This window comes from Nocardia sp. NPDC003999, assembly GCF_053604885.1.
On sequence record NZ_JBSGIB010000004.1, the window covers coordinates 107,848 to 129,192 of the forward strand.

Here is a 21,345-nt window from a genome sequence, read left to right on the forward strand (position 1 = left end):
CCTCCTGTGGACTAGGAAACGGCCACGGACGGTCCGTGGCAGGAGGGTCGTTGCGTCAGCAACCCGAACAGGCTACATGAGCGGCACCTGAGCAGTGAAATCGCCCCGCGAGCCGCCCCGGCTCGCACGTGTTCGGCTCGCGCGTTCGCGTCGCTAGGAAGGGGAATGGCGGCACGGCCCCGACCGTCCGCTTAGGGTGGATCCATGCCGACCGGACTCGCCGCCAGCGACCTGCCCGCGGGTGGCGTGCGACGCCGCGCGGCGTTCGCCGTGGTGGTGGTGCTGCTCTGCGGTCTCGTCCTCGCGCTGGCGTACGCGAACAAGGCGCGTTGCGCGGGTGCGCCGTTCGACCGGGACGGGCGCAGCACGGTTTTCGATGTGATCAAGGATTCGGACGTCTGCTATTCCGATATCCAATTCCTCTGGCTCGGCCGAGACATCAACGAGCACGTCTTTCCCTATGTGACCGGCGGCATCACCGACGACGGGGCGTTGGTCGGCGGCGCGGTGGAATATCCGGTGCTCAGCGGCGTGCTGATGTGGTTCGGCGCGGTGAGCGCGCACAATGACGCCGATTTCCTGCGGTACTCGGCGCTGCTGCTGGCGCCCTTCGCGTTGCTGACCGCGTGGATGCTGGCTCGCCTGGCCGGCGGCGCGGCCCTGCTGTGGGCGGCCGGACCGCCGCTGGTGCTCTATGCCTTCCACAACTGGGAGCTTCCGGTGGTGTGCACGGCGGTGGCGGCCGTCTACGTGATGACCGCGTTGACCCGCTACTCGGTGCGTACCAGGGGCGTCGTGGCCGCGGTGCTGCTCGGGCTCGGGTTCTGCCTCAAGCTGTACCCGGGGATCTTCGTGTTGCCCTTGCTGGCGTACGTGCTCACCGGCGGTGGCGAGCGCGACACGGGAGCGGGCGATCGCGGACCGGACGTCCGTGGCGCTCTGCTCACCGCGGGCGCGGCGATCGGCACCGTGGTAGTGGTGAATCTGCCGTTCGCGCTGGTGGGTTACGAAGGCTGGCGCGCGTCCATCACCTTCCAGCAGTTGCGTCAGGCCGATATCACCACGAATTCCATCTGGTACTGGGGACTTCGGCCGATGTTCGGTCCCGATCCGCGCAGCGAGGCGGCGTTCCAGCAACTGGTCTCGGTCGCTTCCCCGTTGCTGGTGCTCGCGGCGTTCGCGCTGGCCATGTGGCTCGGCTGGCGGCGCTACCTGGCGACCGGCGTGTTCCCGTGGGTCGGTGTGAGCGGCGCGATGCTGTGTGGATTCCTGTTGTTCCACAAGGTGCATTCCCCGCAGTACACCCTCTGGCTGGTGCCGTTCCTGGTGCTGCTCGAGATCCCCTGGTGGTTGGTCGGCAGCTATCTCGTCGCCGACGCGGCCATCGGGATCGGGGTGTTCCGCTACTTCTACTCGATGGGTACGGGCAAGTCGGTCGAGTTGATGGAGCACATCGTCCAATTCGGTGTGTGGGGGCGCGCGAGCCTGCTGATCGTGTTCTTCTTCGTCTTCCTGTGGGCGGCGCCGCGTGGAAATCGGTCGATGACGCCCCGGGCCGCGCGGTCCGACCCCCGCGATCTGGTTCCGGTGGTCTAAGGCCCACCGTGCCGGGCCCGAAAGGCCGCGCTTTTGGCGCGGTTGCCGCACAGGGTCATGTCGCACCACCGGCGCGAGCCGCCACGGGAAGTGTCCACATACAGCCGCGTGCACACGGGGCGACCGCACTCCTTGACGAGCGCCCTGCTGCCCAGTAACTCGATCGCGGAACGTGCGACGGCGGCCAAGGCCGCGTCCGCGTCGCCGGAACGGACGACCGTGCCGTCGGCGCGCAGGCTGATCGAGGGCGGGACGCCCTCGGCGAATTCGTTGACGGTCCGGCGATCGCCGTCGTCGAAGGCGGTTTCGCGGGCAGCGGCCAGCGCCATGCGATAGGCCGCCTCACGCAAGCGCACCGCCCGCGCGAGGGTGTCCGCGTCGGCGGTTGGCGGACTGTCGAGCAGGCCCGCGGCGACGATCCAGTCGGCCAGCGCCGCGGGTGTGGAGAGGACGTCCTCGAACCTGGTCGAGCGCCCCATGACGGTACCGGCGAAGTCCAGGGCGAGGTTGCCGCTCACGAAGGTGAACACCTCCTCATAGTAACCGCCTTGACAGGTTATTGAACCGGATGCCACTGTGATAACCACCCAAGGTGGTTACTCGAGGAGGGTCCGTGCAGAGCCGATTCGCGATGGTGGCCGCGCAGCCGCTGTTCGTCTTGTTGTGGAGCAGTGCGTTCATCGCGGGGGTGATCGGGGTCGGCGCGGCGCCGCCGCTACTGGTGCTGTTCGTGCGCTTCGCCGTCGCGGGAGTGCTGCTCACGGCCTACGCCCTCCTCGCGCGGGTCACGTGGCCGCAGGGAGGCCAATTGCGTCACGTGCTCGTCGCCGGGCTGTTGATGCAGATGGTCCAGTTCGGCGCGTTCTACACGGCGATGGCCGAGCATGTTTCGGCGGCGGTGATCGCGCTGGTGCAGGGCTTGAATCCGGTGGTCATCGCTCTGTGCGCCGGACTGATCGGCGAAGTCGTCACGATGCGGCAGTGGTTCGGCTTCGGCATCGGCGGCATCGGAGTCGCACTCGCCGTGTTCGACCAGTCCCACTTCTCCCTGGCCGGACTGCTGCTGTGCGTGGCAGGGCTGCTCGGGTTGAGCATCGGCACCGTGTACCAGAAGCGATTCACGCCCACCGTCGATCCCAGGGCGGCCACGGCGCTGCACGTGGCGATCAGCGCGCCGATCGCCGGGGTGCTGACCTGGCTGTCCGGCCAAGTGCACGTGTCGGACGTGGGCCGGTTCGCCGGGTCGCTCATCTGGATGGTGCTGGTCAACTCCATGGCCGCGTTCCTGCTGCTCAACGCCATGTTGCGCCGGTGGGACGCGACCAGGGTGGGCAAGCTGTTCTTCGCGACGCCCGCCGTGACCGCGATCCTGGCCTGGTTGCTGATCGATCAGCCGCTGCGACCGTTGACCGTCGCCGGACTCGCCATCGGCCTGGTGGGTTTGGTGTTCGCGGCTCGCAAGCCGGCGACGGCGGTCGTCGCGCGGCAGCCGGTGCCCGTGCCGCGGTGACCTACTTGCGCCCGGCCTGCCACTGCATACCCCACTGGTATGCCTGGTCGAGTTCGCGCTGGGCGCCGTTGACGTAGTGCACTTCCCGGTGCACGGTGATCCCGGCCCCCTGGTTCTGCAGCAGGGCGATGGCGCACGAGCGAGCGCCGTCCACCGGAGAATCGAGGCGGACCTCGACCTGCGGACCGGATGTGGGGTAGAGCGTCACCACGCCGTCGGCGGCGGCCCAGTTCGGCACACCCTCGTAGATGAAGGCGAAGATCAGGATGCGCCGGAACAGCTCGGGCCGCGCGAGGTCGATGTGCAGGTTCTCGCCCGACGCGGCCGCGCCGCTGCGATCGTCGCCGTCGAGCCGGATGTAGGGCTCGGCCTCCAGCGTGCCGAAATTGCCGCCGATCGCCTGGACGACGCCCTTGGCGCCGTTGGACAGTTCGTAGAGACAGCCGAGGTCGAGATCGATCGGCTTGGCGCGGCGGAAGAATCCCCTCGGTCCGCTCGACCAGTTCAGGTTGACCCGCATGGTGCCCTGCTGCTCACCCGGCTTGGTCAGGTTGATGCTCGGTGTCGCCTTCGACAGGGTCACCTTGGACAGGTTGACGCCGCCGGGGTTGTCGTCGATCGCCATGGCGCGATCCCCCCTCTGTGGAAACGAGAGCGGCAGCGGCCATCCCTCGGGATGGGGCCGCTGCCGCAACGGGTCTTCGGGCTGCTTGCCGGGAATCAGCCTACCGGCGTCGGTTCCCGTTCGCTGTCCAGTTCCTCTTCGTCCGCTCGGCCGTTGCGGACGATGCTGGTGATGAACGCCGCGCCGATGAACGCGACGCCGACCAGGCCGGTGACGACCTCGTTGATGTGCACTCCGATCGAGACCAGCAGGATCGCCGCGAGCGCGCCGATCGCCCAGTGCGCGCCGTGCTCCAGGTAGACGTACTCCGACAGCGTGCCCTTGCGAACCAGGTACACCGTGATCGACCGGACGAACATGGCGCCGATCAGGCCGAGGCCGAGCGCGATGATGATCGGGTCGGAGGTGATGGCGAACGCGCCGATCACGCCGTCGAAGGAGAACGACGCGTCGAGCACCTCCAGGTAGAGGAACAGGAAGAAGCCCGCCTTACCGGTGGCCTTGACCAGCTCCGACGGCCCTCCGCTCTGCTCCTCGGTGTGGAACATGGAGCCGAGCCCGTCCACCGCGATGTAGGTGATCATGCCGAGCAGGCCCGCGACCAGCACGGTCGAGCGGTGCGCCTCGTCGGCGATGAACTCCGCGGTGAGGATCAGGCCCGCACCCGCGACCACCACGGAGAGCATGTCCAGCTTGCCCGCCTTGGCAAGCGGCCGCTCCAGCCAGCTCAGCCAGGTGATCTCGCGTTCCTCGAAGATGAAGTTGAGGAACAGCAGGGCCAGGAACATACCGCCGAACGCCGCGATCTGCGGATGCGCGTCGGTGAGCAGCTTCTCGTAGCTCGGGCTGCCGTCCGGGAAGGTAAGGGCGCCGTCCGGGGGCGGGTTGAGGGCCAGGTCGAAGGCCCGCACCGGATCCAGCCCCGCGGTGATCCACACGATCGCCAGCGGGAAGACCAGCCGCATGCCGAACACGGCGATCAGCACGCCGACGGTGAGGAAGATCCGCTGCCAGAACGCGCTCATCCGTTCCAGGACGGTGGCGTTGATCACGGCGTTGTCGAACGAGAGCGACACCTCGAGGATGCCGAGGATCGCGGCGAGCGCGAGGGCGGTCGGTCCGCCGTACACGACCGCGACGACGAGCGAGAGCACCGTGACGACGAGGGACATGCCGAATATGCGCAGGACCACGCTGGGACCTTTCGTGAGTGAAAACGAGGCGGCGACGTTTGCTACCAGCGTGGCTGCTGGATCGCCGGTTGTCCAACGTTGCTCCCAGGGCGCCGGCATGCCTGGGTGGCACGACGAGGGGGCCCGTCGCCGGGCCCCCTGTGAACAGCTAAGTGTTGCTCAGACGTTCACGCCGTAATCACGGGCGATGCCCGCCAGACCGGAGGCGTAGCCCTGACCGATCGCGCGGAACTTCCACTCCGCGCCGTTGCGGTACAGCTCGCCGAAGACCATGGCGGTCTCGGTCGAGGCGTCCTCGGTGAGGTCGTAGCGGGCGAGCTCCTCACCGTTGCTGCGGTCCACGACACGGATGTAGGCGTTGCGGACCTGGCCGAAGGACTGCGACCGGGAGTCGGCGTCGTAGATCGAGACCGGGAAGAAGATGCTCTCGATCGTGGGCGGGGTGTTCGCCAGGTCGACGTTGATGACCTCGTCGTCGCCCTCGCCTTCGCCGGTCCGGTTGTCGCCCGCGTGCTCGATCGAGCCCTCGGGAGAACGCAGGTTGTTGAAGAAGACGAAGTGCTGGTCGGACAGGACCTTCTTGTCCCCGCCGGTCGCGATGGCGCTGGCGTCGAGGTCGAAGTCGGTGCCGGTGGTGGTCCGCACATCCCACCCCAGGCCGACCGAGACAGCAGTGAGGTTAGGCGCCGCCTTGGTCAGCGAGACATTGCCGCCCTTGGACAAACTGACACCCATGCGGGATTCCCTTTCAATAGTCCGTCATTGGTTCCCAGCATGTCCGGATCGCCGGGGACGCCATCGACAGTAGTAGGTTTCCGCGAACTTTCGTAGGAACCCGCGTAACCCCCGGCGAACAGGAAGATCTCCTACCATCGGGGCGTGGCAGGCCGGAGGCGTGGATGGTTTCGTTCGTCGGAGAACGACGAGTGGATCGAGCATGCCCGCACGACGCTGGCGACGGCTTTCCTCGACATGGATCGGCGCCAGAGCGCGGCCGAGGCCGCGGTGCACGCCGCCGATCAGATCTTCCCCGAGCGGCGCACGGGCGCGCGCTGGGAACCGTTGCGGCACAGGTGCTATGGCGCCGCGGAGGTGTATCTGACGCTGAGCGCCGAGCTGGAGGCCGCGCAGCAGGGCGGCCCGCCGGTGCCGCAGGGCCGGCAGCGCGTCGACGCGGCGGTACGGCAACTGGCCGACGCGGCGCGCGCGGTCGACGAGTTCTATCGCGGCGACCAGGGCAAGCTGGAGGAGTCGGTGGCGGTGCTCGGCGCGGTGCCGCAGTTGGCCCAGCAGGTCAAGGTCGCCGCGGCCGGTGTGCGCGGGCGGGCCGCCGAATCGGAGTTCGCGGACTATCCGTCGGTGCGCAGGCACGCCGCCGCGGTCGATGAGGCGCTGGTCACACTGGAGGCGGCGGGCTCCGGCGGGTCCGCGGGCACCGTGCGGGAGGCCGCGAACCATCTGCAGGCGGTCACCAACGAGCTGGCGGATGCGTTGGCGCAAGCACCATCTCGGGCGGCGGCCGCGAACAACGCGATATCGTCCGTGACAACCCGGCTTGCCGCGGTCCGGACCAGGGCCGAAGGCGTTCCGCAGGCGTTCTCGGCGCTGCTGCGCGAGTTCAATGCTGCGAGTTCGGCCGATCTGGCTAACAATGAGCGGGAAAGTCAGCGAGCCATCGAGGCCGCGGACGCGGCCCTCGGCAGGGCGCGTGCGGCGGCGGTAGAGAACAATCCGGAGTTTGCACTTGATCTGACCACATCCGCGCGCGGGTTCCTCGCCGAGGCCGAGCAGCGAGTCGACGCCGTCACCAAGCGGCTCAGCCTGCTGCGTGCGATTCGGTCCGACCCGCACGAACAGGCCAAGGCCGTACGATTCCGGCTGCGGGACGCCCAGATGCTCGCGGTGAGCCGCGGGCTGGTCGCCGAATGGGGCTCGGTCCTCGACGCGCAAGCGGCACGAATCGACCGAATCAGCGAAACACTGTCGGGGCGTCACCCCGACTACTGGGCCTATGTGGCGGAACTGGATGCCGTCACCGAATTCATAGCCGGGGTAGTGGATCGAATGAGAAGACAAGCAGGACCACGACGAGAATGAGAATGGGGCAACGATGACCGCAGGCATCGCCGTCCAGCAGGAGGTTTCCCTGCGGAAGCGAATGCCGCTGCGCCACTTCCGGCAGTTGCCCGGACCGGAGGCGAGGCGTCTTTTCCACCGGCAGCCCGAACCGTTCGGCGACGACAACACCGACCGCGAGCTGCTCGCGATCGGTCTCGGTGCGACGCTGTACGCGCCCGCGACCAGGCCCGATCTCGCGCTGACGATCGGCAGGCGGGCCGGGCACGGCGTGTGTTCGATGGTGATCGACCTCGAGGACGCGGTGGCCGATCACGAGGTGGAGTACGCCAAGCGGCAGACCGTCGACGCGCTGGATCTGCTCGCGGGCAGCCACGACGCCAACCCGCTGTTGTTCGTTCGGGTGCGCGACGCGGACACGATCACCGAGCTCATCGAGCAACTCGGACCGGGCGCCAAGGTGCTGACCGGTTTCGTGTTCCCGAAGTTCGACAGCGTCACCGGGCCGAAGTACCTCAACGCGCTGAACGTGGCGGCCCAGCGGCTGGGCCGGCCGCTGTACGGGATGCCGGTGCTGGAGTCGGCGGGGCTGGTGCATCGGGAGACCCGCGATTACGAACTCACCCAGATCGCGGCGCTGCTGGCCGCGCACCGGGACCGGGTGCTCGCGGTGCGGGTCGGCGCGACCGACATGTGCTCGACCTTCGGCATCCGGCGCGACCGCGACCTGACCATCTACGACGTGCGCGTGGTCGCCGACGTCATCGCCGACATCGTGAACTACCTGGGGCGCGCGGACGGAACCGGATTCGTCATCACGGGGCCGGTGTGGGAGTACTTCGCCGATCACGAACGGATGTTCCGGCCGCTGCTGCGGACGGCGCCGTTCGAGGAGTCCGACGCGGTGCCGTTCCGGCAGTACCTGGTCAGCCGGGATCTGGACGGTTTGCTGCGGGAGATCACGTTGGACCGGGCCAACGGCATCCAGGGCAAGACGGTGATCCACCCGTCCCACGTGGCGGCCGTGCACGCGTTGTCGGTGGTGACACACGAGGAGTACTCGGACGCGCTGGACATCCTGCGCGACGACGTCGGCGGCGTGGCGGCCTCCGGCTACCGGAACAAGATGAACGAGATGCGGCCGCACCGCAGTTGGGCGCGACAGACCTTGTTGCGCGCGCGGGTGTTCGGCGTGGCGAACAAGGGAGTGTCGTTCGTGGATCTGCTGACGGCGTTGGTCACCGTATGAGCCGAACCGCGACCGATTTCGGCGACAACGAAACATTCTGGGCGACAAAAGTACTCGGTATAGACCTGCATCACGATCCGGTGCGCGAACTCGGCTCGGACCGGCTGCGCACGGCGCGTTTGCCGATCACGGCCCTGGTGCAGCCGGGTGTGCGCCACAACAATCGGCGCCGGGCGCACCTGCTGGTTTCCACCGTGCTGGGCAAGCATCTGCCGACCGATCCGCGGGTGGTGCTCGGTGCGGGCGATCAGCTGGGCGATCTGGTCCGCGCGGTGCTCGGTGAGCGCGATGCCGTCGTGCTCGGATTCGCCGAGACCGCAACGGGTCTCGGTCATTGTGTGGCCGCGCGAATCGGCGCGAGCTGCTATCTGCATTCGACCCGGCGCGCGGTGCCGCACGCGTCGACGCTCGCCGGTTTCGAGGAAGGGCACTCGCACGCCACTTCCCACCTGCTGCAACCGGCGCCTGCCGACATCTTCGTCAACGATCTGCCGCTGGTACTCGTCGATGACGAGATTTCCACCGGCGCGACGGCGATCGATGCGGTGCGCGCGCTGCACGCCTTCGCGCCCCGTGCGCACTACGTGCTCGCGTCACTGGTCGATCTGCGCACCGAGGCCGATCGCGCCCGATTCGACGCGGCCGCGGCCGAACTCGGTGCCCGGATCGACACGGTCTGTCTCGCCATCGGTCGCGCGTCGCTGCCCGACGGGCTGGTCGAGGCGGTCGGCGCCCTTCCCGAACCGCGGCTCAACCCGACCGCCGCGCATCTCGGTTCGTTCGGGCGCGTCGAACTCCCCTGGCCGACCGCGGTTCCAGAGGGTGGCAGGCACGGCGTACTCGCTTCCGACATCGGCGCGTTCGAGGCGGCGCTGCTGGAAGCAGGCCAGGCTTTGACCGCCCGGCTCGACGCGGACTTCGCGGGCAGGCACGTCATCGTGCTCGGACACGAGGAGCTGATGTACCTGCCCCTGCGATTGGCGGCGCTGCTCGCCGAGTCGGGCACGCCCACCCGCTTCCAGACCACCACGCGATCGCCCGCGTACGTGCTGGATGAACCGGGATATCCGTTGCGGCGAGGGTTTCGCTTCACCGCGCCCGAGCCGGGCGATGCCGCGCCGCGCTATCTCTACAACGCGCAGTGGCCCGCGCCCTCGCTCGACCTGTTCGAGGCCGACTTGGCGGGGCTGGTCGCCGCCCCGTCGGAGCGCGATGCCGCCGTGACGATCACCGACGACGGTGTGGACAGCGGCGCGGAGGGCGACGGCCCGGCCGCCGATCCGGTGCTCGTCGTCGTGGTCGACTCGCCTGCCGACACCGCGGAGCTGACGGCCGAACACGGGCTGATCGATGTACTGACCGCTTCCGGGGCCGACGTGCTGCTCGCGGTGCTGCCGGAGGCGGATCCGCGGCGGCTGTACGCCGAACGCGTGGAGTCGAACGGGAGCCGGATATGACCGGTACCAGGGTGGGCGCGCTACCCATCCCGTTGCACGGACCGGAATTCGGCTCCTACGCGGCCGAGGAAGTTTCCTGGCTGCTGAAGGATCTGTCGGAAGTCGACCTGGAGGCCGACATCGCCGAGCGGGAACGGCGGATCCAGGCCGGGAAGGCGCACTACGCGGAGTCGCTGCCGATCGAATATCAGCCCGACGCGTCGTACCGGGCGCTGTTCGACGAGGTGCTCGCGGCCAGCGCCGAACGGCTCGCGCTGGCCGTGGCGACCGTGTCGGAGCTGGTCGTCGCCGAACGTGGCGAGGACGTCGTCCTGGTGTCGCTGGCCCGCGCGGGCACGCCGGTCGGCATTCTCATGCGCCGGTGGCTGCGTTCGCGGCGTCCGAGCCTGGAGGTGCCGCACTACGCGGTGTCGATCGTGCGGGATCGCGGCATCGACGCGGTGGCGCTGGACTATCTGGCCGAGCAGCACGATCCGTCCTCGGTCGTGTTCGTGGACGGATGGACCGGCAAAGGCGCGATCACCCGCGAACTGACCGAAGCGCTGGACGCCTACCACGCCGCCGGTGGCCCGCGGTTCGACGACGAATTGGCGGTGCTGGCCGATCCAGGGCACTGCGTGCGCACCTACGGCACCCGCGACGACTTCCTGATCGCCTCGGCCTGCCTGAATTCGACTGTCTCCGGCTTGGTTTCGCGCACGGTTCTGAACGACACGCTGATCGGACCCGGCGATTTCCACGGCGCCAAGTTCTACCGCGAACTGGCCGGTGACGACGTGTCCGGGCGCCTGCTGGACACCGTGAGCGGCGCCTTCGACGCGATCCGCGATCGGGTGCCCGCCGAGGTGGCCGCGATCCGCGTGAGCGACCGGACGCCCACCTGGACCGGCTGGGCATCGGTGGAGCAGGTGCGGGAGCGGTACGGCATCACCAGCGTGAATTTCGTGAAGCCCGGTGTCGGCGAGACCACGCGGGTGCTGCTGCGGCGGGTGCCGTGGCGGGTGCTGGTGCGCGAGGCGGACGCGCCGGAGCACGCGCACATCCGGATGCTCGCCTCGGCCCGGGGTGTCCCGGTCGAAATCGTCGCCGACCTGGCATATTCGTGTATGGGATTGATCAAGGACGTGCAGCAGTGAACCTATCCCCGGCAACCCATCGAAGACGGGCGCTGATCGCGACCGACCTGGACCGGACGATGATCTACTCGCGTAACGCCTTCAGCACCACCGCCGACGTGCCGACGGTCTGCGTGGAGCATCTGGAAGGGGCGCCGCTTTCGTTCATGACCACCACCGCGGCGCTGCGGATGCAGACCCTGACCGAACCCGCCGCCGTCGTTCCCACCACCACCCGCACCATCAAACAGTTCGACCGCATCCGGCTGCCCGGAGCGCCGTGGCGCTACGCGATCACGAGCAACGGCGGGAACATCCTGGTGGATGGCGTGCCCGATCTGAGCTGGCGCATCGACATCGACGCCAAGGTCCGTGCGGGTGGGGCCACCCTGTCCGAGGTGAGCAAGGAATTGCACACCCGCATCGACGACTCCTGGGTCACCAAGTTCCGCGTGGCCGACCACCTGTTCTGCTATCTGGTGGTCAAGCCCAAAGCCGTCCCCGAGGGATTCCTCGCCGAGTGGGACGACTGGTGCCGTCCGCGCGGCTGGTCGGCCTCCCAGCAGGGCCGCAAGATCTACACCATGCCGGTCGCGGTCTGCAAGAGCCGCGCGGTCGCCGAGGTGCGCAATCGCCTCTGGGAAAACCGGGAACTCGCCGACGAGGCGCGCACCCTCGCCGCGGGCGACGGCGCCCTCGACGCCGAAATGCTGCGCGCCGCCGACTCCGCCATCCGCCCCCGCCACGGCGAACTCGAACAACTCAACTGGACCCACCCCAACCTCACCGTCACCCGAGCCACCGGCATCCTCGCGGGCGAGGAGATCATCAACTGGTTCATCAAGGCTGCTCCGACGCCTTCCGAGTAGCCAGGACGGCATCGGTGTACTGCTCGGTGGTGAGATCGCCGTCCTGGATTCCGAGTCGACGAAACGTGGTACGCACGATTTCCAGCGCTTCCGCCAGCTCCGCTTCGGGCACGATGGTTTCCAGCTCGATGAACGTGCCGTCCAATTCGGGGACGGTCACCAGCGTGGCCAGCAACTCGAGCGCCAGCAGCCCAGACCGCGTACAGCCAACAGGTCTATTCGATCTGCGATCAGCGCTTGTCGGCGTAGCTCGGCACCGGCCTCCGACTGCACGGTGAATGCTTGCGCGATCTCGGCGTGGCCGGTGAGCGTATGAGACGCGGAGCGAGGCCGAACAAGACGCGCGCGTGGTCCGGCATAGAGATGCCATCGGCGATCCGCTCGAACACGTCGAAGCGGGTGACAGTTCTTCTGCTGTTGGTGATCTCGTTGACTCGACCCTGGCCCAGCCCTACTGCCGCTGCGATGCGTTAGTCGTCGACGGGAAGGCGTTCCCACTCGACCAGCGAATAGGCCGCCCGTGTATCGGTCGGTCGGGATGCATTCGTCGACTCACACCAGGTCGGTGCCTGGCTCGAAGGTCGACTTGAAGTCCGGGCATTCGACCAGGGGATCGTGGGTGCAGGTGGCGGCGTGGCGGAGGCTGTCGCGCATGCGGATGAGGCGGGTTATGTCGTCGTCGAGTTGCCGGGCTTTTTCGGCCATGCGCGCGCGCAGTTCGGCGTCGGAGGGGGAGGCGCGGAGGAAGCGGGCGATTTCGGTGAGGGTGAAACCGGCGCCGCGTGCGCAGATGATGAGGGCCAGGCGGCTCAGGACGTCGGGGTGGTAGGTGCGGCGTAGGCCGTTGCGGCCGGTCGGGGCGATGAGTCCGCGTTTCTCGTAGAAACGCAGAGCGGAGGGGGCGAGGCCGGTTTGTTCGCCGACCTCGGCGATATCGAGCAGGTCGGCCATCTCGTCTCCTTGACTTGAACCGCGCTTCAAGTCACAGACTAGCTCACATGACAATCCATCACCTCAATTGCGGATCGGTTCGGCAGATCGAAGCCACCTACGACGGACCCGCGCCCGCGCATGCCGTGAACCACTGCCTGCTGGTCGAGACCGCGTCCGACGGCCTGGTCCTGATCGAGACGGGCATCGGACTGGACGACGTGCGCGACCCGGCGGGCACCCTCGGCGCGGACTGGGTGGCGATGGCCCAGCCCATCCTTTCCGAAGACGAGACCGCGATCCGGCAGGTCGAACGGCTCGGCTACGAGCCCGCCGACGTCCGGCACATCATCCTCACCCACCTCGACGTGGACCACTGCGGCGGATTGCCCGACTTCCCGCACGCACAGGTCCACGTCCTCGCCGCCGAACTGGCAGCGGCGCAGGCCGAAGCGCCGAGCTTCCGCTATCGCTCCGCGCACTGGGCGCACGATCCGAACTGGGTGGCCTACCCGTCGGAACCGACCGGACAATGGTTCGGTTTCAACGCGATCCAACCGAAGGACCTGCCCGACGACTTCCAGCTGATCCCGCTGGGCGGGCACACCGCGGGCCACACCGGGGTCGCCGTTCGCCACGGCGACAGTTGGTTGCTGCACTGCGGCGACGCGTACTACTACCACCGCGAACTCGATCCGGCTCCGCAGCCGCACCCGGTGCTCGACGTCGTGCAGACCGGTTCCGAGGTCCACCACGACTTGCGGCTGGGCACCCAGGCTCGGCTGCGCGAGCTACACCGCGATTACGGCGACGAGGTCACCCTGATCAGCGCGCACGACCCGTGGGAGTTCCAGCGCGCGAGCTGACCCCTACCGGCGCTGCCAGCACTGTGCCCGGTCGCCGAGATTCCACCACGAGATATAGCCCGGGTCCTGGTCGAGCAAGGTCCATCCGGCTTCGAGCAGGTCGAAGAACGCGCTGTCGGCCGTCCGCCCGCCGCGTGCTTCGCCGATGTAGATCAGCGACGAGCCGCCCGCCTCCTGGTAGGCGGCGAGGGTGCTGGAGGCCATCGGGTTCTCCCAGCCGGGCGGCCAGCAGAGGAACAGCGCGTGGTCGGCGTGCCCGGCCACCAGATCGGCCGTGGAAGACGGCGGCGTGGCGGTGGGATGCCAGGTGGCGGCCTGCCCCGGCGCGGCGGGGAAGGCCGTGTTGGTCGCCCGGTCCGGCGGGTGGGAGTCGAAAGCGCTGATGGGCACGCCGATTCGGGTGAGCTGATGCGCCCAGTAACCGCGCCCGGAGCCGACTTCCAGCACCGGCCTGCCCTGCGCGACGTCCGCTACCCAGCGCAGTGTGGCAGGTGCGGGGATCGCGTACGCGTACGCGGCTTGCAGCACGATCTGCGCATACGCCAGCCGCGCGCTGCCTTTCGGGTTGCCGCCGTTCACCTCGGCGCGGTTCGCGCGCTCCCTCGGTCCGGGCGATACCGCGGCGGCGACGATGTCCCAGTACGGATTCGTGCTGGCACCGCCGGTCATGTAGTGCAGTAGGTGTAGGTCGAACGTGGCGTCGGTGATGTCGTCACCGGTGCCGGGCAACCGGCCCGCGGTGGACCAGTAGTCCGCGACCCGCGGATACGCTGTCGCGAAGGTGGATTCGTCTAGGACGAGGTTCGTCAGCGCCGTGCGGCGCTGCGGCGAAAGCGCCAAGTCAGCCATCTTTAGATTCTCCGCCGACCGTCACCGGCCCTGGGGAACATCGAGACGAGTTCACCGACCTGTCGCGAATCCTTCGCTCTCCGTGGGTGATACGTCCACAAGCCTGTTCGCGCCCCGGCTCACCCGCTGTCGCGCATCGACACCAGTCCGCCGAGTGTGCCGAGGTAGGCCGCTCCGTCGGGGCCGAGGGCGATTCCGGCGTAATTGTTGTTGAAGCCGAGGCCGGTGCCGGACAGCTGTTTCCACACGGTCGCGCCGGTGCGGTAGTCGAGGGCCGTCCAGTACCAGGGATCGCTCGGATCGGTGCCCTTCGTGTAGGTGTAGATCAACCCGGTGGCCAGGGACAGCTTCGGTACCACCGACGGCGCGGCCTCGACCGCGTTGGTCCAGGTCAGATGGCAGCCGTTGCCGTCGGCGTCGATGTCGACACGGGCGAAGCCCGCGGCGGTGGTCTTGCCGGAGGCGACCGCGTCGGGGTGTCCGTAGCCGTAGTTGTTCTCGACGATGAGTGAGCGTCCCGCGCCGATCAGCGAGTTCTCGGTGGCGCTGTGGCCCGGCTCGAACACCGGCACCGCGCACACCTGCCGTTCGGCGACCGAGGGCGCGGTGCGGTAGACGACGACGTTCATCGGATCGGCATTGTCGGTGATGGCGACATAGCCGTCGGGCAGGACGGTGGGCGTGGTGCCGGTTCCGTCGTCCACTTGGCCCGGCTTGCGCTGGTTGCTGTTGGCGTAGGTGGTTTGCCAGGTGATCCCGGGCGCGCCGTCGGGACCGGCGTCGAAACGCAGGAGCCGCCGGTTGGTGGCGATGTAGACCTCACCGGCCGCACCGACCGCGAACGAGTTCTCGATCTGATTCTCCGCACCGTCTCCGAGCCGAACCACCTGCGCTGCTCCGGTATCCGGATCCAGTGTGCCGACCACGCCGTTCGTCTTGGCCACGAACCAGATCAGGCCGTTCGAGTCCGGCAGTGCGGAGTTCAGCGTCTCCTCGGGGTGCAGCACGCCGGTCAGGTCGTAGTCGCGTACCAGCGAGAACCCGTCGGCGGCGGGGTTCTCGGCGAACACTTGAATGTGTCCGGTGCTGGTGCCCACCACGGCGCGGTCTTCGTCATCGAGGTAGAAGTACCCGCCGCCGCCGAAATTGTTGAAAGCGCCGGGCCGCAGCGTATCGAGGGGATTCTTGCCGGGCAGTGGATGTTTGCCGAGGACGCTCATCGTCGTCGGGTCGATGAGGTAAAGGCCCGGTTGCAGCCCCAGGCAGGTGCTGACGATGCGTCCGGCGCGGTCGAACGCCACCGAACCGCACTCGCTGCCGAGCAGCAGGGAATCGGTCCGCGGTGACCGGCCGAGCGGACCGGGGCGGCGGTAGGTATCGCTCATCCACCCGTCGTTGTGGACTCCCGAGTTTCCGTTCGGCGCGAGATGTGGGTTCTGCGGGACCGGTGGGATGCCGGTGACCGGTTCGCCGCTCGCGGCGGCACCGACGAATCGCGCCGGTTCCGGCACGGCGGGCACCGAAGGAATCGGCGTCGCGGCGGCGGGCACCGCGACTACCGCGGCAAGGATTGCCGCAGGCAGCGTCGCGCGCAGAACCTGGGAGGGGAGGATGTGAAACACGAATGAACGGTATCCGGGTCCGGCGGGCCGCGAATCCCCCACGCGAGTGATTACGCGGGCACGGCCGCGACCGTCGGTACCCGATTCGCGTCGCCGCCGCGTTTCAGTACTGCTGGTGCCCGGCCAGTTGCTGGGCGATGAGTCCTTGCAGTCGTTGCAGGCCGCCGACGGTGATGCCGCTCTGGATCTGTCCCTCGATGGTGCGCACCAGCACGGAGTCGCTGAGCACCTTCTCGCTGGACTGGATCAGCACGGTCCCCGCGCCGGTGAAATCGAACTGGCGCTCCTCACCGGAGTTCACGCCGAATCGTGCCGCACCGGCGGCCAGGAAACCCGAGATCCAGCGTTCGTCGTAGTGGTGGCTCGGGGAGGGGCAATCCGCCCAGCCGACCAGCGACTCGGGGTCGACGCGCAGCGGTGGCTCGGCGAACATCACCGGCCCGTTGGACGAGGCGAGGAACTTGCCGGTGCCGATCAACGTGAGGAACCCGGGCACGATGGACTGGTTGAGCGACAGGCCCGGCTCGAAGGCCAGCAGGTTCGCCGCCCGGATGGTCAGGTTGCCGTTGTCCTCGAGATCGTAGGAGTTGATGTCGTAGCCACGGTCGCCGATGATCAGCTTGCCGTGCCCCTCCGCGACGACGTAGTCGCCGGTGAACAGCGGCGCCGAGAACTGCTGCGACACCATGTGCAGCAGTCCGCCCTGCAACCCGTGGCTGAGCGCCTGGAACCGGATGTCGCCGTAGTAGGCGATCATCGCGCCCTTGCGCATGAACCACGGCTTGTTCAGGTCGATGCAGTAGGCGTAGCTGTTTCCCGGGATGTTGTCGCTCTCACCGAGGTTCATGGGGTTGAGGATCTGGGACATGCTCACAACTTCTCTTCGGAGGCCTGCACGTAGACGACGCCCTGCCCGACGCAATGCAACTGCATCGCCTCGCCGGAACCGCGCCCGACGGCGTCCCGCCAGCTCAGCGCCGCTTTGAGCTCGGTCTGCACATTGCCGTAGGCGGCGACGAAGGCTTGCGGATCGACCACGACCGGATTCGGGCCGCCTACTTGCAATTCCAGGAATCCGCCGTGCGCGAGCAGCACCGCGGCGCCCTGCCCGGACAACTGGGTGGTGAACAGGCCCTGTCCGGTCAACGCCCCCGAGGCGGCGCCACGCAGTGCGCCCATCAGGCCGCCACCGCCTCCGCCACCCGAACTCATCACGGAGACCACCGAACTCTGCAATCCGGCGGTGTTGGCGAGCAGTCGCGAAGCCTCGACGCGCAACGTCGCACCCGGCTGCATGTGAACGACGTGCACCTCCAGGCCGGCGAATCCGTAATGGACCTCGCCATTGCCCTGCGCGAGCATGGTGCGCTCGTGCTCACCCGCCATCGCGCGGCCCGCGAGCCCCATCAGCCCGCCCATGCCGCCCATCCCTTGCGCCCCCGGAACCTGGTGGGGGGCAAAGGAAACATCGCCGGTGTAGAACAGCATCGCGCCGTTGCGAGCGACCACGCCGCCCGCCATTCCGACGTTGACCTTGACGACTTTGCCGTTGATCTTCTCGAACATCCGTCTCTACCGTTCCGCCGGTTGGATCAACACCACGCCGTGGCCGTCCCAGCGCAGCGAGAACGCCTCGCCCGCGTCCTGACCGACGAAACTGCGCCAGGACACGTCGGTGACGAAGGACTGGTTGAGGTTTCCGCGCGCCGCGACGAACGCGTCCGGATCGACGATCAGCGGGTACTGCGGCGAGACCTCCAGGTGGATGAGCGGACCGCCGGCCGAGAGCAGCGCGACCTGGCCCTGGCCGGAGACGGTCGTGGTGAACAGGCCCTGTCCGGTCGACGCACCGCGCAAACCGGCGAAACGCACGTCGGTGCGGAGGTTCCCGGCGAACGCGAGCAGTTGTTGCGACTCCACTTGCAGCGTCTCGTTGTTCAAGTCGACGACGGTGACGTGCTGGCCGTTGACCGCGAAGAACACTCGTCCGTGACCGGCGCACTCCATCAGCGAGAGCTTCTCACCGGTGGCTCGGCGCTTCAGCCCGGCGAGCACGCCGTCGCCACCGCCGAAGCCGGCCGCCTTGAACTGCACGTTTCCCTCGTAGGCGATCATCGAACCGGAGATCGCGCGGAGGCTGGTGCCGGCCAGATGGGCCTCGATCACCTTCTTCGACTGCTCGAACAGTTGCGCCATGGAATGTTTGCCTGCTGTCTCGATCGGGAACACGGTGGGATCGCCGTATTCCATCTACGTGCCGTCACCCTAACCGATGGTTCCGGGGGTGTCGGGGCAGCACGGCCGTTCGATTCCAGCGCCGCGCAGCGCGTTTCTCGTAGAGTGTCAGGCGAACGCACCGACAAGCGAAGGGTCGAACTTGTCCGCAACTCTCGCCAAGGGCCAGAACGGTCCGCTGGCCACCAACGACGTGGTGATATCCGTCCAGCTCACGGCGCCGGCGGATTTGTCGGCGCTACTGGTCACCGAGCGGGGCAAGGTCCGTTCCGATGCGGATTTCGTCTTCTTCAACCAGCCGAGCGGCCCCGGGGTCAATCTGCAGCCTGCGCCCGCGGGGCAGCCCGCGTCGCTGGCTGTGTCGCTGAACGCGGTGCCCGCCGACATCGATCAGATTCGCGCTGTGATCACGCTCGACGACGCGAACAGCAATTTCGGTAGGTTCCCCGCCCCGACCGCGATCGTGTCGGATGCGGCCGGAAATCAGTTGTACGCCTATCGGATCGACGGGCTGAACACCGAGTCGATCGTGATCGCGCTCGAGCTGTACCGCCGCCAGGGTGCGTGGAAGGTGCGTGCGGTCGGACAGGGCTACGCGGGCGGTTTCGCCGCGCTGGTCACCGATCACGGTGTGACGGTCGACGATGCTCCCGCCCAGCCCGCTCAGGCTCCCCAGGCCCCGCCGCCGCCTCCGCAGCAGCCGCCCGTCCAGCAGCAGCCGAACTACCCGCCGCCGACCACCCCGGCGTACCCCACCCAGCAGCAGGCGCCGCAGTACGCGCCGACCGGTGGTTATCCGCCGCCCGGACCTGGCTACCCGCCGCCCGGCCCCGGCCAGCCACCGCAGGGTGCCCCTGGTTATCCGCCGCCCGGTCCGGGTTACCCGCCGCCGCCCGGCCCCGGGCCCGGCTACCCGCCGCCCGGCCAGCCGCCGCAGCCGCAGCAGCCCGCCGAGGTCAGCCTCAGCAAGGACCGCCCGGTCAGCCTGGTCAAGGGGCAGCGCGTCACGCTGCGCAAGGAAGGCGCCGCGCTGACCTTCGTGAAGATGGGTCTCGGCTGGGATCCGGTGCGCAGCCGCGGCATGTTCGGCAACCGCACGGTCGACATCGACCTCGACGCGTCGGTCATCATGTTCGCCGACATGAACCCGGTGGACGTCGCGTACTACGGACAGTTGACTTCCAAAGACGGCTCCATCCGCCACCAGGGCGACAACCTCACCGGTGAGGGCGAGGGCGACGACGAGGTGATCCTGGTCGACCTGACCCGCGTCCCCGCGCACGTCAACACGCTGCTGTTCATCGTGACCTCCTACAAGGGCCACACCTTCGAGCAGGTGCAGAACGCGTTCTGCCGCTTGGTCGACGGGACGAACAACGGCGAGCTGGCCAGATACACCCTCGCGGGCGGCATGCCGTTCACCGCGATGGCGATGGCCAAGCTGTACCGGGTGGGCAACGACTGGAAACTGCAGGCGCTCGGCGAAGGCTTCCAGGCCAAGCATCCGGGTGAGGCGGTGCCGCAGCTCGGCCGCTTCCTCGTCAACGGTTGATCGGCGGCGGGACAGCAGGGCGGACAAGGTGATTCAACTGCAGGCCGGTCAGAACATCCCGTTGACCGGTGAGGTCGTTCGATTCAGTGCGAAAGCCGAGGCTGCCCTCGATGTTTCCGCGCTGGTGGTGGCGGAGAACCTGAAGGTGTTCTCCAGCGACGATTTCGTCTTCTACAACCAGCCCGCCACGGCAGGGGTCGCTTTGGCGGCCGACGGGGTCACGATCACGCTCACCGAGGTGCGCGCGGACGCGAAGGCCGTACTACTGGTGGTCAGCGTCGATCCGGCCGCCCCCGCGCGGGCGGGCGGGCTCGGGCCGGTCACCGCCACCCTGTCCGAGAACGACAGCGCGACCGCCGAATTCGCGATCACCCCGTCATCCGGTGAGACGGCGCTGATCTGCCTGGAGGTGTACCGGCGCGGTCCGGCCTGGAAACTGCGGGCGGTGGGCCAGGGTTACGCGGGCGGCCTCGCCGTGCTGCTCACCGCGCACGGCGTCGAGGTCGACGGTGCGGCCCCGGAGCAGGCCGACCAACCCGGTACGCACACCATGTCCGGTCCACTGGCGGGTGACGCGCAGATCGCCGCTGCCGGTGCGCCGCTGGAAGTCGGTCACGGCCTGGAACGGCTGTGGATGGTGTTCGAGGACGTGGCGCGGTCGGCCGCCGCGCTGGTATCGGCACGTGAGTACGCGGCCAAGCGGTTGGATCACGAGCTGTCGCTCGCCGTCTCCGATCCCGCGACCAGGAACACTCCGGCGGCCGAGCAGGCGCGCAGCGCCGCGCAGCAACGGCACGACGAACTAGTCGACACCGCCGAGCGCAACCACCAGCGGGATGCCGAACAGCTGATGGGCGAACTCGCCGCGGCCGACCGGGTGCTGCCGCGCGCCCTCGCGTCCTGGGACTCACCCGCTTGGGACAAGCCGTCCGCGCCGAGCGACGGTATCCGGCTCGGTGAGTTGTACGCGCTCGACCGGGGCTCGCTGCGTATTCCGTACTGTGTTCCGGTGCCGCTGAATCGGCCGCTGTGGATCGATGCCGAGTCGACCCGTGCGGTCGCGCCGGTCGTGGGCGCACTGCTGGCGCGGTTGCTCGCCACGGCGCCGCAACGGCGAACGCTGGTCGACATCATCGACCTCACCGATGCGTTCGGCGGCTTCACCGGCCTGCTCGCTCCCGTGCTGAACGGACCGCCGATCACCGACCACGCCGACATCTCGGCGCGGCTGCAAGCGCTGGTGGACGCGGCCGAACTGGCGGAATTGGCTTATACGAGCGGCGCTTTCACGCCGCCCAGCGAGCACCGGGTCCTGCTGGCCGCGGACTTTCCGCACGGCTACCAGAGTTCGGACGCACAGCGCATCGGCGCGTTGATCACGCGCGGCGAGCTGATCGGACTGTCCATCGTGATCGTGGGCGCGAACGAATCCGATTCGGCCGACACCACCGTGGCGATGCTGTCGCAGTCGTGCCGCCACCTGCCGACGATCGGCGGCACGCCGCTGTTCGATCCATGGACCGGCAGCGCGTGGCAACTCGATCTGGACCTGTTGCCGCACGAGCCGGAACGGCAGGCGCGCTTCCTGCGTACGAGGTGAG

At 68.2% G+C, this 21,345-nt stretch carries 21 protein-coding genes; 10 read left to right on the plus strand and 11 right to left on the minus strand.

Annotation, left to right across the window (positions count from 1 at the left end; all coding sequences use genetic code 11):
- Nucleotides 1-204: 204 nt before the first annotated feature.
- Nucleotides 205-1,596 (plus strand): hypothetical protein, encoded by a 1,392-nt coding sequence (locus tag ACWESM_RS10850; RefSeq protein ID WP_452491510.1) that lies wholly within the window; start codon nt 205-207, stop codon nt 1,594-1,596.
- Here ACWESM_RS10850 and ACWESM_RS10855 read toward each other — a convergent pair.
- Entirely contained in the window at nt 1,593-2,126 is a 534-nt protein-coding gene (locus ACWESM_RS10855) for a CGNR zinc finger domain-containing protein (protein WP_364424829.1), read from the minus strand. The two genes, ACWESM_RS10850 and ACWESM_RS10855, sit on opposite strands and share 4 nt — an antisense overlap.
- An 83-nt stretch (nt 2,127-2,209) precedes the next feature.
- Here ACWESM_RS10855 and ACWESM_RS10860 point away from each other — a divergent pair, with 83 nt between their 5' ends.
- Nucleotides 2,210-3,106, plus strand: a complete 897-nt coding sequence (locus tag ACWESM_RS10860) for a DMT family transporter (protein WP_364424828.1) — start codon at nt 2,210-2,212, stop codon at nt 3,104-3,106.
- A gap of 1 nt (nt 3,107) precedes the next feature.
- On the opposite strand, the gene ACWESM_RS10865 is transcribed toward ACWESM_RS10860, so the two are convergent.
- From ACWESM_RS10865 to ACWESM_RS10875, 3 genes are all read right to left on the minus strand, one after another.
- Complete coding sequence (locus tag ACWESM_RS10865) at nt 3,108-3,731, minus strand: TerD family protein (protein ID WP_397075120.1); 624 nt, start codon at nt 3,729-3,731, stop codon at nt 3,108-3,110.
- 95 nt (nt 3,732-3,826) lie between these two features.
- Entirely contained in the window at nt 3,827-4,924 is a 1,098-nt protein-coding gene (locus tag ACWESM_RS10870; RefSeq protein ID WP_355071148.1) for a DUF475 domain-containing protein, read from the minus strand.
- Between the two features lie 159 nt (nt 4,925-5,083).
- Nucleotides 5,084-5,659: a TerD family protein gene (locus tag ACWESM_RS10875; RefSeq protein WP_355071149.1), complete on the minus strand. Its 576-nt coding sequence runs from the start codon at nt 5,657-5,659 to the stop codon at nt 5,084-5,086.
- Between the two features lie 144 nt (nt 5,660-5,803).
- Here ACWESM_RS10875 and ACWESM_RS10880 point away from each other — a divergent pair, with 144 nt between their 5' ends.
- From ACWESM_RS10880 to ACWESM_RS10900, 5 genes are read left to right on the plus strand one after another with little or no spacing between them, the layout of a single operon-like run.
- On the plus strand, nt 5,804-7,021 hold the full coding sequence (locus ACWESM_RS10880) for a hypothetical protein (RefSeq protein WP_355071151.1): 1,218 nt from the start codon (nt 5,804-5,806) through the stop codon (nt 7,019-7,021).
- A gap of 13 nt (nt 7,022-7,034) precedes the next feature.
- Entirely contained in the window at nt 7,035-8,249 is a 1,215-nt protein-coding gene (locus ACWESM_RS10885) for an HpcH/HpaI aldolase/citrate lyase family protein (RefSeq protein WP_355071153.1), read from the plus strand.
- Nucleotides 8,246-9,706, plus strand: a complete 1,461-nt coding sequence (locus ACWESM_RS10890; protein ID WP_452491513.1) for a phosphoribosyltransferase family protein — start codon at nt 8,246-8,248, stop codon at nt 9,704-9,706. The genes ACWESM_RS10885 and ACWESM_RS10890 overlap by 4 nt, the downstream gene beginning before the upstream one ends.
- The gene (locus ACWESM_RS10895; RefSeq protein ID WP_452491515.1) at nt 9,703-10,842 is read left to right on the plus strand and encodes a cysteine protease StiP family protein; all 1,140 of its coding nucleotides are present in this window, start codon (nt 9,703-9,705) and stop codon (nt 10,840-10,842) included. The genes ACWESM_RS10890 and ACWESM_RS10895 overlap by 4 nt, the downstream gene beginning before the upstream one ends.
- Nucleotides 10,843-10,901: 59 nt before the next feature.
- Complete coding sequence (locus tag ACWESM_RS10900) at nt 10,902-11,690, plus strand: HAD family hydrolase (protein ID WP_397276349.1); 789 nt, start codon at nt 10,902-10,904, stop codon at nt 11,688-11,690.
- On the opposite strand, the gene ACWESM_RS10905 is transcribed toward ACWESM_RS10900, so the two are convergent.
- On the minus strand, nt 11,662-11,865 hold the full coding sequence (locus tag ACWESM_RS10905; RefSeq protein WP_452491517.1) for a hypothetical protein: 204 nt from the start codon (nt 11,863-11,865) through the stop codon (nt 11,662-11,664). The genes ACWESM_RS10900 and ACWESM_RS10905 overlap by 29 nt on opposite strands.
- Before the next feature lie 377 nt (nt 11,866-12,242).
- Nucleotides 12,243-12,641, minus strand: coding sequence for a MerR family transcriptional regulator (locus ACWESM_RS10910; RefSeq protein ID WP_452491518.1), 399 nt, complete (start codon nt 12,639-12,641; stop codon nt 12,243-12,245).
- Between the two features lie 47 nt (nt 12,642-12,688).
- Here ACWESM_RS10910 and ACWESM_RS10915 point away from each other — a divergent pair, with 47 nt between their 5' ends.
- Nucleotides 12,689-13,486, plus strand: coding sequence for an MBL fold metallo-hydrolase (locus tag ACWESM_RS10915; RefSeq protein ID WP_452491520.1), 798 nt, complete (start codon nt 12,689-12,691; stop codon nt 13,484-13,486).
- Between the two features lie 3 nt (nt 13,487-13,489).
- Here the strand turns inward: ACWESM_RS10915 and ACWESM_RS10920 are convergent, their stop codons facing one another.
- From ACWESM_RS10920 to ACWESM_RS10940, 5 genes are all read right to left on the minus strand, one after another.
- A complete protein-coding gene (locus tag ACWESM_RS10920) occupies nt 13,490-14,335 on the minus strand; it encodes a hypothetical protein (protein ID WP_452491522.1) in 846 nt (281 codons plus the stop codon).
- A gap of 119 nt (nt 14,336-14,454) precedes the next feature.
- The gene (locus tag ACWESM_RS10925) at nt 14,455-15,957 is read right to left on the minus strand and encodes a hypothetical protein (protein ID WP_364424820.1); all 1,503 of its coding nucleotides are present in this window, start codon (nt 15,955-15,957) and stop codon (nt 14,455-14,457) included.
- Nucleotides 15,958-16,060: 103 nt separating this feature from the next.
- Nucleotides 16,061-16,825 carry an AIM24 family protein gene (locus ACWESM_RS10930; protein WP_355072070.1) on the minus strand — a complete coding sequence of 255 codons (765 nt, stop codon included), beginning with the start codon at nt 16,823-16,825 and terminating at the stop codon, nt 16,061-16,063.
- A 2-nt stretch (nt 16,826-16,827) separates the two neighbouring features.
- Nucleotides 16,828-17,523 carry an AIM24 family protein gene (locus ACWESM_RS10935; protein WP_356963104.1) on the minus strand — a complete coding sequence of 232 codons (696 nt, stop codon included), beginning with the start codon at nt 17,521-17,523 and terminating at the stop codon, nt 16,828-16,830.
- A gap of 6 nt (nt 17,524-17,529) precedes the next feature.
- The gene (locus ACWESM_RS10940; RefSeq protein ID WP_355072071.1) at nt 17,530-18,153 is read right to left on the minus strand and encodes an AIM24 family protein; all 624 of its coding nucleotides are present in this window, start codon (nt 18,151-18,153) and stop codon (nt 17,530-17,532) included.
- Between the two features lie 181 nt (nt 18,154-18,334).
- Here ACWESM_RS10940 and ACWESM_RS10945 point away from each other — a divergent pair, with 181 nt between their 5' ends.
- The gene (locus ACWESM_RS10945) at nt 18,335-19,744 is read left to right on the plus strand and encodes a TerD family protein (protein ID WP_452491523.1); all 1,410 of its coding nucleotides are present in this window, start codon (nt 18,335-18,337) and stop codon (nt 19,742-19,744) included.
- Nucleotides 19,745-19,772: 28 nt separating this feature from the next.
- On the plus strand, nt 19,773-21,344 hold the full coding sequence (locus ACWESM_RS10950; protein WP_452491525.1) for a TerD family protein: 1,572 nt from the start codon (nt 19,773-19,775) through the stop codon (nt 21,342-21,344).
- The last annotated feature ends 1 nt before the right edge of the window (nt 21,345 follow it).

Coding starts and splice junctions, on each gene's coding strand:
- ACWESM_RS10895 (WP_452491515.1), top strand. CDS start 9,703: ATGACCGGTACCAGGGTGGGCGCGCTACCCATCCCGTTGCACGGACCG.
- ACWESM_RS10920 (WP_452491522.1), bottom strand. CDS start 14,335: ATGGCTGACTTGGCGCTTTCGCCGCAGCGCCGCACGGCGCTGACGAAC.
- ACWESM_RS10885 (WP_355071153.1), top strand. CDS start 7,035: ATGACCGCAGGCATCGCCGTCCAGCAGGAGGTTTCCCTGCGGAAGCGA.
- ACWESM_RS10875 (WP_355071149.1), bottom strand. CDS start 5,659: ATGGGTGTCAGTTTGTCCAAGGGCGGCAATGTCTCGCTGACCAAGGCG.
- ACWESM_RS10915 (WP_452491520.1), top strand. CDS start 12,689: ATGACAATCCATCACCTCAATTGCGGATCGGTTCGGCAGATCGAAGCC.
- ACWESM_RS10940 (WP_355072071.1), bottom strand. CDS start 18,153: ATGGCGCAACTGTTCGAGCAGTCGAAGAAGGTGATCGAGGCCCATCTG.
- ACWESM_RS10890 (WP_452491513.1), top strand. CDS start 8,246: ATGAGCCGAACCGCGACCGATTTCGGCGACAACGAAACATTCTGGGCG.
- ACWESM_RS10935 (WP_356963104.1), bottom strand. CDS start 17,523: ATGTTCGAGAAGATCAACGGCAAAGTCGTCAAGGTCAACGTCGGAATG.
- ACWESM_RS10910 (WP_452491518.1), bottom strand. CDS start 12,641: ATGGCCGACCTGCTCGATATCGCCGAGGTCGGCGAACAAACCGGCCTC.
- ACWESM_RS10900 (WP_397276349.1), top strand. CDS start 10,902: ATGATCTACTCGCGTAACGCCTTCAGCACCACCGCCGACGTGCCGACG.
- ACWESM_RS10930 (WP_355072070.1), bottom strand. CDS start 16,825: ATGTCCCAGATCCTCAACCCCATGAACCTCGGTGAGAGCGACAACATC.
- ACWESM_RS10865 (WP_397075120.1), bottom strand. CDS start 3,731: ATGGCGATCGACGACAACCCCGGCGGCGTCAACCTGTCCAAGGTGACC.
- ACWESM_RS10850 (WP_452491510.1), top strand. CDS start 205: ATGCCGACCGGACTCGCCGCCAGCGACCTGCCCGCGGGTGGCGTGCGA.